This window comes from Actinoallomurus vinaceus, assembly GCF_039542055.1.
GTDB lineage: Bacteria > Actinomycetota > Actinomycetes > Streptosporangiales > Streptosporangiaceae > Actinoallomurus > Actinoallomurus vinaceus.
The window spans coordinates 137,112-149,431 of record NZ_BAABHK010000002.1 but is presented as its reverse complement, the minus strand read 5'-3'; the positions used below and the strand labels follow the sequence as shown (position 1 = coordinate 149,431).

The 12,320-nt window shown below is 70.0% G+C and carries 13 protein-coding genes; 7 read left to right on the top strand and 6 right to left on the bottom strand.

Features of this window, described 5'->3' with window-relative positions; translation table 11 throughout:
• The first annotated feature begins 61 nt into the window (after positions 1-61).
• Positions 62-985, top strand: coding sequence for an RNA polymerase sigma-70 factor (locus ABEA24_RS06705; RefSeq protein ID WP_345429778.1), 924 nt, complete (start codon positions 62-64; stop codon positions 983-985).
• A gap of 101 nt (positions 986-1,086) precedes the next feature.
• On the opposite strand, the gene ABEA24_RS06700 is transcribed toward ABEA24_RS06705, so the two are convergent.
• The gene (locus ABEA24_RS06700) at positions 1,087-2,289 is read right to left on the bottom strand and encodes a coiled-coil domain-containing protein (RefSeq protein WP_345429777.1); all 1,203 of its coding nucleotides are present in this window, start codon (positions 2,287-2,289) and stop codon (positions 1,087-1,089) included.
• A gap of 357 nt (positions 2,290-2,646) precedes the next feature.
• On the opposite strand from ABEA24_RS06700, the gene ABEA24_RS06695 reads away from it, so the two are divergent.
• Entirely contained in the window at positions 2,647-3,378 is a 732-nt protein-coding gene (locus tag ABEA24_RS06695; RefSeq protein WP_345429776.1) for an isochorismatase family protein, read from the top strand.
• Here the strand turns inward: ABEA24_RS06695 and ABEA24_RS06690 are convergent.
• Positions 3,259-4,860 carry an MFS transporter gene (locus ABEA24_RS06690; RefSeq protein WP_345429775.1) on the bottom strand — a complete coding sequence of 534 codons (1,602 nt, stop codon included), beginning with the start codon at positions 4,858-4,860 and terminating at the stop codon, positions 3,259-3,261. The genes ABEA24_RS06695 and ABEA24_RS06690 overlap by 120 nt on opposite strands.
• Before the next feature lie 131 nt (positions 4,861-4,991).
• Positions 4,992-5,249 carry a hypothetical protein gene (locus tag ABEA24_RS06685; RefSeq protein WP_345429774.1) on the bottom strand — a complete coding sequence of 86 codons (258 nt, stop codon included), beginning with the start codon at positions 5,247-5,249 and terminating at the stop codon, positions 4,992-4,994.
• A 96-nt stretch (positions 5,250-5,345) separates the two neighbouring features.
• Between ABEA24_RS06685 and ABEA24_RS06680 the strand changes: the two genes are divergently transcribed.
• Positions 5,346-5,939, top strand: a complete 594-nt coding sequence (locus ABEA24_RS06680) for a helix-turn-helix domain-containing protein (RefSeq protein WP_345429773.1) — start codon at positions 5,346-5,348, stop codon at positions 5,937-5,939.
• Positions 5,940-6,066: 127 nt separating this feature from the next.
• Positions 6,067-6,918, top strand: coding sequence for a class I SAM-dependent methyltransferase (locus ABEA24_RS06675; RefSeq protein WP_345429772.1), 852 nt, complete (start codon positions 6,067-6,069; stop codon positions 6,916-6,918).
• Between the two features lie 131 nt (positions 6,919-7,049).
• On the opposite strand, the gene ABEA24_RS06670 is transcribed toward ABEA24_RS06675, so the two are convergent.
• Positions 7,050-7,751: a TetR/AcrR family transcriptional regulator gene (locus tag ABEA24_RS06670; RefSeq protein ID WP_345429771.1), complete on the bottom strand. Its 702-nt coding sequence runs from the start codon at positions 7,749-7,751 to the stop codon at positions 7,050-7,052.
• A 111-nt stretch (positions 7,752-7,862) separates the two neighbouring features.
• On the opposite strand from ABEA24_RS06670, the gene ABEA24_RS06665 reads away from it, so the two are divergent.
• A complete protein-coding gene (locus ABEA24_RS06665; RefSeq protein WP_345429770.1) occupies positions 7,863-8,987 on the top strand; it encodes an FAD-dependent oxidoreductase in 1,125 nt (374 codons plus the stop codon).
• A gap of 214 nt (positions 8,988-9,201) precedes the next feature.
• On the opposite strand, the gene ABEA24_RS06660 is transcribed toward ABEA24_RS06665, so the two are convergent.
• Positions 9,202-10,224 carry an aldo/keto reductase gene (locus ABEA24_RS06660; protein WP_345429769.1) on the bottom strand — a complete coding sequence of 341 codons (1,023 nt, stop codon included), beginning with the start codon at positions 10,222-10,224 and terminating at the stop codon, positions 9,202-9,204.
• 263 nt (positions 10,225-10,487) lie between these two features.
• Here ABEA24_RS06660 and ABEA24_RS06655 point away from each other — a divergent pair, with 263 nt between their 5' ends.
• On the top strand, positions 10,488-11,330 hold the full coding sequence (locus ABEA24_RS06655; protein WP_345429768.1) for a helix-turn-helix transcriptional regulator: 843 nt from the start codon (positions 10,488-10,490) through the stop codon (positions 11,328-11,330).
• 16 nt (positions 11,331-11,346) lie between these two features.
• Here ABEA24_RS06655 and ABEA24_RS06650 read toward each other — a convergent pair whose 3' ends face one another.
• Positions 11,347-11,787: a MarR family winged helix-turn-helix transcriptional regulator gene (locus ABEA24_RS06650; RefSeq protein WP_345429767.1), complete on the bottom strand. Its 441-nt coding sequence runs from the start codon at positions 11,785-11,787 to the stop codon at positions 11,347-11,349.
• 87 nt (positions 11,788-11,874) lie between these two features.
• Between ABEA24_RS06650 and ABEA24_RS06645 the strand changes: the two genes are divergently transcribed.
• Entirely contained in the window at positions 11,875-12,288 is a 414-nt protein-coding gene (locus ABEA24_RS06645) for a nuclear transport factor 2 family protein (protein WP_345429766.1), read from the top strand.
• The last annotated feature ends 32 nt before the right edge of the window (positions 12,289-12,320 follow it).

Genomic DNA, 12,320 nt, shown 5'->3' with positions numbered 1-12,320 from the left:
GCCGGCGGCACCTCGAGTGCGTCGGCAGCCTCACAGCTACCGGGACAAGGATGGTGCACCAGTGAGCAGGACCGAGGAGTTCCAGGAGTTGCGGCCGCTGCTGTTCTCGATCGCCTACCGGATCCTGGGCAGCGTGAGCGAGGCCGAGGACGCGGTCCAGGAGGCCTGGCTGCGTTTTGAAGCCGCCCCGACACAACCCAGGTCGGCCAAGGCCTACCTGTCGGCCGTGGTGACCCGGATCTCGATCGACGTGCTGCGCTCGGCTCGCGTCCGGCGGGAGGAGTACGTCGGGCCATGGTTCCCCGAGCCGCTACTCGCCGACCCTTATGAGGATCCAGCGCGGTCGGCGGAGCTGGCCGACTCGGTGTCGATGGCGGCCCTGTTGCTGCTCGAGCGGCTCAGCCCGCTCGAGCGAGCGGTCTTCGTACTGCGGGAGGTGTTCGACTTCGGCTTTCCCGAGGTCGCGTCGGCGGTGGGGCGCACGGAGGCGGCGTGCCGCCAGCTGGCGGTGCGAGCGCGGCGCCATATGGCCGCAGGCCGGCCCCGCTTCGAAGCGGACCGCGAAGAGCGGGAGGCACTGGCGTCACGGTTCTTCGACGCCCTCCGCGAAGGCGACGTCGCCGGCCTGCGGAACCTGCTCTCCGCCGACGTATCGATGGTCGGTGACGGCGGCGGCAAGGCCCCGCAGCTGGCCAGGGCCGTCATCGGCGCCGAGAACGTCGCCCGGCTGCTCGCCTCCGTCTTCCCCCGGATCGCCCGGGTCGACGTGACGTTCGAGCCGCACGAGGTCAACGGCCAGCCGGGCGCGATCTTCCGCGACCGGGACGGCAAGGTGCTCCACACCCTGGCGCTCGACGTACTCGACGGGCAGATCCAGACGATCCGCCTGGTGATCAACCCCGACAAGCTCGGGCACATGGGCCCGGTCGCGGACGCCTGGGCGATCGACCGCGAAGTAAGACAGGCCCGCCGACCCACGCAATGACCGCGACAGCTGACCGCACGAGATCGAGGACGTCTCGAGAACCTCGAGATCGACCCACTGACCTGGGCGAGCGTCAGCACGCGTACCTCATGACAGGTTCGTCACCGACCGGCCGACTCCTCCGTCGACGGGGTCCCGTCGTCGCCGGTGGGCCGATCACGCGCGGCCAGTTCTTCGCGTACGGCCCGGGCCTGCAGTTCGGCTTGGGCGGCGCGCTCGCGCTGGGCCGCGGCGTCGGCCCTGGCGGCGTCCCGGTCATCGCGCAGTGCCTCGCTCTCCGCGGCCAGGCGATGGACCTCGGCGCGCGCGCGTTCGGCCTCGCGCCGTAGCTCCTCGACCTGCAGCGTCAGTGCCCGGCCGTCCCGCTCGGCGCGGTCGTTGAGCGCGGCCATCGCCGCGGCCTTCTGCTGGGCCTCGGCGGCCTGGCGTTCGGCGGCCTCGACGCGCTGCCAGGCGGCTCGCGCGTCGCCCTGGGCGGCCTGAGTCGCGGATTGCGCCGCAGCCAGTTCGGCGCGGCACTGGGCCAGCCGGGCGGTGAGCTGCTCGCGGGCCTGTCGTTCTTCCTCCAAGTCGTCGGTGGCCGCCTCCAGTCGCACGGCCAGGGACTGTTCGGCCTGGCGGGCCAACGCGGCCGCGCGTTCGGCGTTCACGGCGGCCTGCCGGTGGGCGGCGATCGTCTCGGCGGCCTGCTGCTTGGTCTGCGCCGCCTCGGTATGCGCCTGGGCGGCCGCCTGTTCGGCGTCGGCACGTGCCGCCCGGTCCTGGTCACTACGGGCCTCCGCCTGGGTGGCCCGTTCCTCGGCCTGATCGGCGTGGCGGCGCGCGGCCTCGGCCTCCTGACGAGCGGATTCCACCTCGGCCTTGGCCTCGGCGACCTGCGCGGTGGTGACACCGGTGATGGCCGCGAAGCCCTCGATGGCCTTGGCCAGGACCGCCTGGGTCTCGGTCATCGCCGGGACGGCCTCCTCGGCCACCGCCGCCACCAGCCGCAACGGGTCGCTGAGCGCCTCGGCGAGGCGGGCGTCGCGCATGGCCTGGGCGCGTTCCTTGCAGTCCTTGGGCGGCGGGCAGTACAGGCGGCGCCGGCCGCCCTTGTAGCGGCCGTCGGGGCGGCGAACCGGCTCGGGCAGAGGGGACCGGCACACCTGGCACCTCCCGTGCGGGGCCGCCTCCTCCGGTTCCCGGCTCGCCGCGTCGGCGTCCTCCTGCCGACCGCCGGAACCTGGCGGGGGAGCGGGGGAGGAGCCGACGGCGGTGTCGCCGTCCGGCGTGGACTCTCCGGCACTGGTCAAGGCGTCAGTCACGGGGAAACACTAGCAGGATTCGTTTTGCGATACTCGAAACTCGTTTCACGTTGGCCACAACTCAATGATGTGACACTCGATGAGTGAATGAGAATGACTGTTATCAACCATTCGCGGGCAGAGGCCCGCGGTTCACGGCCCCAGCAAGGTGTCCCGGCTCGCCGCATCTGATGCCGGCTCAGTGAAAGTGATGCGAGACCTGCGGGGGCCCTGCCACGATCGTGCGCGGGTGATGACGCCTTACGCGGATCAGGGGGAGCCTTGCCGTTGGATGCCGAGGCGTGGCAGCACCAGTGGTGGATCGATCCTCGGGAGTACGCCCGGCATGAGGCTCGCCGTGGCCGCCGGTTCGCGTTCGTGAACCTCGTCCCGACCCGCACCGCGCTCGTGGTGATCGACATGGTGCCGTTCTTCGTGTCCGAGAACCCGTACTGCCGCGGCATCGTGCCGAATATCGGCCGCATCGCCGATGCCCTTCGAGGAGCGGGCGGTACGGTCGCCTGGGTCCTTCCCGCAGTCGGCGAAAGGACGCCGGTGCTCGATGAGTTCTTCGGGCCGGAGACAGCCGAGGCCTACCGCGCGTCCGGCGGGACGGGGCCACTGCCCGAGCGGCTGTGGCCGGAACTGGTGGTCCGTCCCGGTGATGTGCTGGTGGAGAAATCCGCTCCCAGCGCGTTCTTCCCCGGCCGTTGTGTCCTTCCGGGACTGCTGGAAGAGCGCGGGGTCGACACCGTTCTGATCAGTGGAACCGTCACTAACGTGTGCTGCGAGTCCTCCGCTCGCGACGCCGCCACTCTCGGACTGCGGGTCATCCTGGTCGCGGATGCCAACGCGGCACGATGCGATCGGGACCACAACGCCACGCTGCACACCGTCTACCGTTCCTTCGGCGACGTGCGCTCGACGTCCGACCTGCTCGAGATGATCCAAGTTGTACCCGGTGGCCGGGCGGACGACGAGCTTGGACGGTCATCGGGCGGGGGCGGGCTCGCTGGCCTCTGCATCGTGAGAGGGTGCTGCGGGGGTGGTCTTCTTCGGGCCGCGCAGGGCGACGTAGACGAAGAGTGCGCCCATGACGGCGACGCCTGACCACATGGCCTGCTGCCATCCGTCGACGAAGGACTGCTGGGCGGCATGAAGCAGGCTCTGTGCGTGCGAGCCGGTGCTGGGCGCCACCTCGGCGGCGTTGGCGATGCCTTCGCGTGCGGTGTCTGCGGCACCCCGCGGGATGCCGTCGAGCCTGTCGTCGATGGCGTTGCGGTAACCGGCGGACAGGAGCGCGCCGAGCATGGCGACGCCCAGTGCGGTGCCGAGTTCGCGGGTGACGTCGTTGAGGGCGGAGGCCACGCCCTGCTTCTCGCGCGACAGGGAGCTGGTGATGGCCTCGGTGGAAGGCGTCATCGACAGGCCCATGCCGGTGCCCATGGCGAGCATGCCGGGCAGGATGGACAGATATCCGCCGTCGACGGAGACGAACATGGCCATGAGGGCCAGACCGAGGGCGGCCAGCGCGATTCCGGTGGCCATCGTCGAGCGGGCGCCGATACGGGCGGCGAGCGTGGGGGCCAGGCCGGAGGTCATCATCATCATGACGGCCATGGGCATCATCGCGACCGTGGACAGCAGACCGGACCAGTCCAGGACAGCCTGGAAGAAGGGAAAGAGGACCACGGCGATACCCGCCTGCACGCCGAAGACGACCAGCAGCGTGATCGACCCTCCGGCCAGGCCGCGCTCACGGAACAGACGCACGTCGAGCAGGGAGGCATCGCGGCGGCGCAGCTCCCAGACGACGAAGCCGATGCCGGCGATGAGGCCGACAGCGAGGCTGATCAGCGTCACAGCGGCAGTCCAGCCGCGCTCGGGGCCCTCCTGCAGGACGAAGATGAGCCCCACCACGGCGACGGCGGAGATCAGCGCGCCGACGGTGTCGAACGCGTGGCCGGACCTCTCACGGGAGTTGGGAACCGACCTCAGCGTCATGGCCAGGGCCACGACGACCAGGGCCACCGGCAGGACGAACAGCCAGCGCCAGTCGGCGACGTCGACAAGGAGCGCGGAGAGGAACATGCCCAGAATGCCGCCGCCTCCGGCGACACCGGTCCACACCCCGATCGCCTTGCCCCGCTGCTCTTCGGGGAAGGTGGAGGTGATGACGGCCAGGGTGATCGGCATGATCATTGCCGCGCCGATACCGCTGACCAGGCGCGCGGCGATCATTACCTCGGCCGTCGGGGCCAGACCCGCCGCGACGCTCGCGACGCCGAAGACGCCCAGCCCGGCGATCAGCGTGGGCTTGCGGCCCAGGCGGTCACCGATCGCTCCGAGGGGGAGCAGCAGCGCGGCCAAGGCGAGGGTGTAGGTGTTGATGATCCACAAGATGGTGCTCTGTGAGGCGCTGAACTCCACCGCCATGTGGGTCTGGGCGACGTTCAGCCCGGACACCGAGGCGATGACGGCCATCAGCGCGATCGAGACGGCGATCAAGATCGTGCGCAGCTGGCGTGCGTCCGGCGTGCCTTCGCCTCTTGCGTGTTCGGCTGCCCCCGGGGCGGGCTGGTTCGTACTCATCGTTTCCTCTCAAAAAGGGCATGCGAAGTCAGCGCCGGAGTAGGGCCGGTCGCCGTGAAGGTGTGGGCTGGCCGCCGCGCGCAGCGCCGGCTGCGCTCGCGCGTCGGGTTCAGCGGCTGAAGAAGGGCGAGTCAGGCGATGGCGATGTCGCCCTGCGCTGCGGCGAGGGCCGCATCGGTGTCCGCGGTGGCCAACAGGGCGTTGATGTGGGAGCCCGCCAGCGTCCCGGCTGCGGCGGAGGCGTCGACCTGGGCCGTGAGGTCGGTGGCGTTTCCGGCCACCCACACGCCCGGAATCTCGGTGGTGCCGGTGACTTCCTGGACCGGAGTGTCGATGACGCGGATGTTGCGGTGTGCGTCGCTCGTGTACGCGGACGTTGCCTCAGACATGGCACCACCCCTTTCTTCGTAAGCGGTCCTCGTCGTTCCGGACGGTCTACGAACGACGCTAACCCCAACTTGCATCAAGGGCATACCATGTTGCCTATGAAGCAAGAAGATGGAGAGCTGGACAGCCTCGTACGCAAGCGGATCCGCGCTTTGCGGGTCGCGCAGGGCTGGTCCCTGGAGGAACTGGCCACTCGCGCGAACCTCAGCCAGTCCTCGCTGAGCCGGATCGAGAACGGTCAGCGCCGCCTCGCCCTGGACCAGCTCGTCACCCTCGCCCGCGCCCTGGACACCACCCTCGACCAGCTCGTCGAGACGGCCGCCGACGATGTCGTCACCAGCCCGATGATCGACGGCGCCCACGGCCGGATGCGCTGGCCCGTCAAGGGTGACCCCGGCATGAGCGTCGTGCGCCAGCGAATGACCGAACCGCCCCCGGACAACCCCGCCCGCATGCGCGCCCACCCTGGCCGCGAATGGCTCGTCGTCCTGTCCGGCACCGCCGTTCTCATGCTCGGCCACCGCCGCTTCCGCATCGAGACCAACCAGGCCGCCGAGTTCCCCACGATGATGCCGCACGCCATCGGCGCCGAAGGTGGTCCATGCGAGATCCTGGGCATCTTCGACCGCGACGCCCGCCGCGGCCACCAGAAAGAGGGCCTCGACCGCGACGCGCAGGGCAACAGCGACTGACCGTGCGGCTCGCCCGGCGAAGCCGAACATCGCGTGATCTTGCATGTCAGGCAGCACATCGGGGCATTTTCTTGCGTTAGCGGAAAGAGGTCGTGCCGCACGCGCATGACTGTCCTACGGTGCCGGTATGACCCAAGCCCACCAGCAGCACGGCCACCACCACGAGCACAGCGACGGCGGCCAGGCAGAGATCCTCGACCTGGACGCTGAGGTCCTGGCCGAGCACATGGCCTCCATCACCGCGTGGCTCCCGCTGAAGACCGACCCCCGCCAGATCGTGGACCTGGGCTGCGGCACGGGAGCGGGGACCTTCGCCCTCCTCGACCGTTTTCCCGAGGCGCACGTCACCGCCGTCGACACCTCGGCCGGACACCTCCAGCACCTGCGCGAGAAGGCTTGCGCCCGCGGCGTGCAGGAACGCGTGCACACCGTGCAGGCCGACCTCGACGCCACCGAATGGCCCGACCTCGGCACACCGGACCTGGTGTGGGCCTCGGCCTCGATGCACCACATGACCGACCCCGACCGGGTCCTGCGCAACGTCCACGAACTGCTCGCACCCGGCGGCCTGTTCGCCGTCATCGAGCTGTCGGGCTTTCCCCGCTTCCTGCCAGAGGACGCCCCCGAGAACAGGCCCGGCCTCGAAGAGCGCTGCCACACCGCGACCGACAGCCTCCAGGCCGAACACCTACCCCACCGCGGAGCCGACTGGGGACCGATGCTGACCACCGCCGGATTTTCCGTCGAAGGCGACCGCACCATCACCGTGAACATCGAAGGCGACCGCGGTGACGCGATCGGCCGCTACGCCCACGGAGGTCTCCAGCGCATCCGCGGCGCCGCCGCAGCGGAACTTGACCCCGAGGATCTCGCCGCGCTCGACGAACTCCTCGACACCGACAGCCCACACAGCATCCTGCGCCGCAACGACCTTGCCCTGCGCACCGAACGCACCGTCTGGGCCGCCCGCCGCGCCTGACATCCAACCCTGGTCGCGTACTCACCAACGAGGACCGACGCGGCCTGACCGCGCTGTTCTGGTCGAACATCGACCCGTACGGCACCTTCCGTCTCGACATGGTTCGGGAGCGGAGGGCCCGATCGAGGTGGCTACGTGGTGGGCGGGTGGACCGCTGTGATGCCGGCGAGGATGAGATCGATCCCTGCGAGGAACTCCGCCTGATCGTCATGGGCGCGCATCTGGTCCGCGACGGCCCGGGTGAACGGGAAGTCGTCGGGGTCGAGCTCTTTCCACGCCCTCGACGTGGCGTCGAGGAACTCGCTGCGATCCACGCCAGGGCCGAGTACGCGGCCGTTTGCGGCGTTCTGGCCGGCGGCGCCGAGGATGTAGTGCATCAACGCGGAGGTCGCTGTGAACTGGCTGCCCTCGGGCACACCCAGGGCACGGACCTGCCGACCGATGCTTTCGAGGATCCGCGGCGCCACCGCCCCCCAGGGGCTGCGGGAGAGCTGCGTAGCGAGCTGCGCGGCGAGCCACGGGTGTTCGTCGATCGCGTCGAACAGGCCGAGCGCGACGGCGCGGATCTCCCCCTGCGGCGAGTCCGCAGACTCGGCGGGCTCGATGGCCAGAGCGGCGGCGACGACGGTGTCGGTCGCGGCGTCGAGTAGCTCGCCCTTGTTCGCCACATGCCAATAGATCGCCCCGGGCCCGGTGACAAGGCGCTCGGTCAGCGCCCGGAACGTCAGCCCGCCCTCACCGGTCGCGTCGAGCAGCTCGACGGCAGCCTCGAGGATGCGCTCGCGGGTGAGCGCCTCTGTACGCCGCTCCGACTTGCGCGTCCGTGATGCCATGCCACCATTTTGACATGTCTGGAACGTTGTTCCAACATGGCGACTGGAACAACATTCCAGAGATGGTCCGCCGGGCCTCACCCGGCGGCCTCGATCCCGAGAGGGGCCACCATGCACACCCCCGTCACGATCATCGGCGCCGGCCTCGGCGGACTCACACTGGCCCGCGTCCTGCACGTCCACGGCATCCCGGCGACCGTCTACGAGGCGGAGCCCTCCCCGACGGCGCGCGCGCAGGGCGGGATGCTCGACATCCACGACAACAACGGCCAACCGGCTCTCCAGGCGGCGGGCCTGATCGACGAGTTCCACGGCCTCATCCTTGAGGGCCGCGAGGCGATACGGGTCCTCGCCCCGGACGGGGCCGTTCTGCTCGACGAAGCCGACGACGGCACGGGTGGACGCCCCGAGGTGCAACGCGGCGAGCTGCGACAGATCCTGCTCGACTCACTACCGGCCGGCACCGTCCGGTGGGGCCACAAGGCCGGCAGTGTCCGTGCCCTCGGCGACGGTCGCCACGAGGTGACCTTCGCCGACGGCACCACCGTCGTCACGAGCCTGCTGGTCGGCGCGGACGGCGCGTGGTCACGGGTCCGGCCGCTGCTCTCCGACGCCACACCCGAGTACGCCGGCATATCGTTCATCGAGACCTACCTGCTCGACGGCGACACCCGGCACCCTGCCAGCGCGAAAGCGGTCGGCGGCGGATCGCTGTTCGCGCTCGCGCCGGGGAAGGGGATCCAGGCTCACCGGGAGAGCGGCGGGACCCTCCACACCTACGTGGCGCTCCGCAAGCCGCAGGACTGGTTCGCCGGTATCGTTTTCCCCGATTCCGCCACGGCCGCCGCGCGGATCGCGCAGGAGTTCGACGGCTGGGCACCGGAGCTCACCGCGCTGATCACCGACGGTGAGACCGCACCGGTCCTGCGCCCCATCAACGCTCTGCCGATCGAGCACCAGTGGGATCGGGTGCCGGGGGTGACCCTGCTCGGCGATGCCGCCCACCTCATGCCCCCGTCCGGCGAAGGCGCCAACCTGGCCATGTACGACGGCGCCGAACTCGGCAAGGCCATCGCCGCGCACCCCGACGACGTCGAGGCCGCGCTCACCGAATACGAGCGGGCCCTGTTCCCCCGCAGCGCCGCGGAGGCCACCGAAGCCGTCCGCCTCCACGAGCTCATGTTCGGCGACAACGCACCTCAGGGCCTGATCAACATGTTCACCGGACACGAGTAGCCCCAATAAGGCATTCGCCGTCGTGTGGGTCTCGGGACATCGATGAACCGGCCAAGACGAGGCGCGATCTCGGTCCGCCTCGCAGCATCATGGCCGTGAGGTGCTCCTCCTCGGTCGCCGGTCTCGGGAGCCCCCGGCTGTCCGGGCCGCCGCGCGGCACGGCGAAGCGGCGACCCGGACCGGTCGGCGGTCCTGCCGTCGGTGGCGGGACGCGTCAGGCGGCGGTGCGTTCGCTGATGGGTCGGCGGCGGAGGCTCTCCTGCTGGAGAGCCGGCGGCACGTATGCCTGGTCGAGCCTGCCGACGTCGGTGCCGGGCGGGACGATCTCGTCGATCCGGTCGAGGACGTCGTCGGTGAGTGCCACGTCGATGCCGGCGAGAAGGTCGTCGAGGTGGCTCATCGTGCGCGGCCCGACGATCGCGCTGGTCACGCGGGGATGAGCGATCGCGAACGCCATGGCGAGGTGGGTCAGCGGCAGGCCCGCCTCCTCGGCGAGCGAGATGAACTGCTCGACGGCGTCGAGACGGCGCTCGTCGTTCAGGTGCTTGACCAGGCCGGCGCGGCGGAGTTCGTTCTGCCGCCCCTTGCGGACGCGCCCCGTGAGCAGCCCCTGCCCGAGCGGACCCCACACCAGCGTGCCCACCCGATAGCGCTGAGCGACCGGCAGCACCTCGCGTTCGATGCCGCGGTTGAGCAGCGAGTACGGCGGCTGCTCCGTGTGGAAGCGTTCCAGACCGCGCCGCTCGGCGACCCACTGGGCTTCGATGATGTCGGACGCCGGCATCGCGGACGTCCCGATCGCACGGACTTTCCCGCTGTGGATCAGGTCAGATAGCGCGGAAAGCGTCTCCTCGACGTCCGTGGCGGGGTCCGGCCGGTGGATCTGGTAGAGGTCGATGTGGTCGGTCTGCAGGCGGCGCAGCGAGTTCTCGACCGCGGTCACGATCCAGCGCCGCGAGGCGCCCTGTTGATTGGGGTCGTCACCCATCGGGCGGCTCACCTTGGTCGCGAGGACGACGTTGTCCCGTCGCCCCTTGAGCGCCTTGCCGACGACCTCTTCGGAGTCGCCGTACGCGTCGGCGGTGTCGATGACGTTGATTCCCGCGTCCAGCGCCCTGTGGATGATGCGGGCCGAGTCGTCGGGGTCGGCGTTGCCGATGGACGTGGCGAACATCAATGCGCCGAGCGCATAGGGGCTGACCTTGATACCGGTCCGGCCGAGCGTGCGGTACTGCATGCGAGATCGTCCTTTCTCCGCAAAAAGATCTAGATGGTCGGCGACGCCGGCAAATCCACGGAAGGCGGATGTAGCTGTCGTGCGGGGCCCGCATGGGGCACGCGACGCCTCTCCGGTGCTCGTCTCGTCGCACCTGCGGGGCGCCGCCGATCCGCCGAGTCGGCTTCCAGCGTGCGGCGGTGCGGGCGCCGGCGGGAGAGACGTCCTTATCCGGGGACGGGCCGTCCCTGGCTGCGTCCGGCGTCCCGGGGCATGGTGAAGGTGTGGACAGAACCGAACTGGCCGACTTCCTGCGCCACTGCCGTACCCGACTCGCCCCTGCCGACGTGGGGTTGTCGCAGGGCGCGCGGCGCCGCACGCCGGGACTGCGCCGCGAGGAGGTGGCGCAGCTGGCAGGCATGTCCACCGACCACTACACGCGACTGGAGCAGGCCAGGGGCTCACGCCCGTCCCGCCAGATGCTCGCCGCGGTCGCCCGCGCGCTGCGGCTGACCGGCGACGAACGGGACCACCTCTTCCATCTGGCCGGCGAGGAGCCCCCACGCAACCGGCCGACCACGGAGCACGTCCGCCCCGGCCTGCTTCTCGTCCTCGACCGGCTGACCGACACTCCCGCCCAGGTGGTGAGCGACCGCGGCGACATCCTCGCGCAGAACGCGATGGCCAAGGCGCTCCACGGTGACGCGTCCGCCCGCCCCGAGGCGGAGCACAACGTCGTCTGGCGCTACTTCACGGACCCCTCCGCACGGGAACGCTTCCCGGCCGAGGACCGTGACCGTGCCGCCCGCGTAGCAGTGGCGGACCTGCGCGCCACACTCGCCCGCCGCCCGGACGACTCGAGGCTGGCAGGGCTCGTACGCCGGCTCCGCGCCCGCAGCGAGGAGTTCTCGGCGCTGTGGGACACCCACCACGTCGCCGTACGCCGTGCCGACGTCAAACGCTTCCTGCACCCGGTCGTCGGCCTACTGGAGCTGGACTGCGAGGTACTGCTGAACCCGGAGCACGACCAGCGGCTGATCGTCTACACCGCCCGTGCGGGCGGCAGGTCGTACGAGCGCCTGGAACTGCTGCGCGTGGTCGGCCTCCAGGATCTGACCCGCGGCTGAACCGCTCCGCCGGGTCTCAGCCCCGTTGGTGGTGCGTGAGCAGTTGAGTGAGCAGGCGGGTCAAGGTCTGCCTGTCCTCGGCCGGAAGCGGTCCGAGTAGGTCGTCCTGCACCTTGTCGAGTGCTCGGTCCATGCGTCGCAGTTGCCGAGCACCCGCCGTGGTGAGGGTCACCATGTTGCGCCTTCGGTCATCCGGGTCCGGCGTCCGCTCGACGAAACCCTGCTCGGCCAGTTCGTTGATCGCCGCCACCACGTCGCTGCGGTCCATGCTGCACCGGCGACCGAGCTCGGCCTGACTGGCCACCCCGAACTCGTCCAGCGCGGCCAGGATCCGGTAGTGGTACCCACGCGCACCCACCTCGCCGAAGCCGTCGGACGCCAACCGGTGGGCGTGCACTGCCAGCTGGCCGAGGAGCCAACTCGGCTTCGCGGTCAGGCGTGCGGGGGTCTCTTCCACGACAGTCACCATACATCGTTGGCGCGGCCAATGAATCTATGTATAGTTGGCAGCGCCAATGTTGGAGTCACCAACGAAAGGAACGTCATGTCCACCGACACGCTGACCGCCGACCGTATCGAGATCGCCGACCTGTTCACCCGCTTCGCGCGGCTGCTGGACGAGGGGCGGTGGGAGGATCTGGACACCGTCTTCACCGACGATGTGGCGGTGCACTCGCCGCGTGGGGGCGAACTCCGCGGCATCGACAAGGTCCTCGACTTCATGCGACAGGCTGAGGTCGAGGGGGAGCACACCCAGCACACGACCACTGACCTACTGGTGGACGTCGACGGCGACCAGGCGGCTGCCTCGGCGAACTCGATCGTGTACTACTACCGCGACGGCCAGGCACCCCACTTCACAGGCGGCCTGCGACAGCACTTCACCGCGGTACGGACGCCGGCGGGCTGGAAAATCCGCGAGGTACGGATCATGCCCGCCTGGACACGCGAGAACTGATCGCTCTCCGGGAAGCGGCAGAAGCACGCGCT

Excerpts from the sequence above, each read along its gene's own strand:
- ABEA24_RS06690 (WP_345429775.1), bottom strand. The coding sequence starts at position 4,860 with ATGAGTACGAACCAGCCCGCCCCGGGGGCAGCCGAACACGCAAGAGGC.
- ABEA24_RS06685 (WP_345429774.1), bottom strand. The coding sequence starts at position 5,249 with ATGTCTGAGGCAACGTCCGCGTACACGAGCGACGCACACCGCAACATC.
- ABEA24_RS06680 (WP_345429773.1), top strand. The coding sequence starts at position 5,346 with ATGAAGCAAGAAGATGGAGAGCTGGACAGCCTCGTACGCAAGCGGATC.
- ABEA24_RS06675 (WP_345429772.1), top strand. The coding sequence starts at position 6,067 with ATGACCCAAGCCCACCAGCAGCACGGCCACCACCACGAGCACAGCGAC.
- ABEA24_RS06670 (WP_345429771.1), bottom strand. The coding sequence starts at position 7,751 with ATGGCATCACGGACGCGCAAGTCGGAGCGGCGTACAGAGGCGCTCACC.
- ABEA24_RS06665 (WP_345429770.1), top strand. The coding sequence starts at position 7,863 with ATGCACACCCCCGTCACGATCATCGGCGCCGGCCTCGGCGGACTCACA.
- ABEA24_RS06660 (WP_345429769.1), bottom strand. The coding sequence starts at position 10,224 with ATGCAGTACCGCACGCTCGGCCGGACCGGTATCAAGGTCAGCCCCTAT.
- ABEA24_RS06645 (WP_345429766.1), top strand. The coding sequence starts at position 11,875 with ATGTCCACCGACACGCTGACCGCCGACCGTATCGAGATCGCCGACCTG.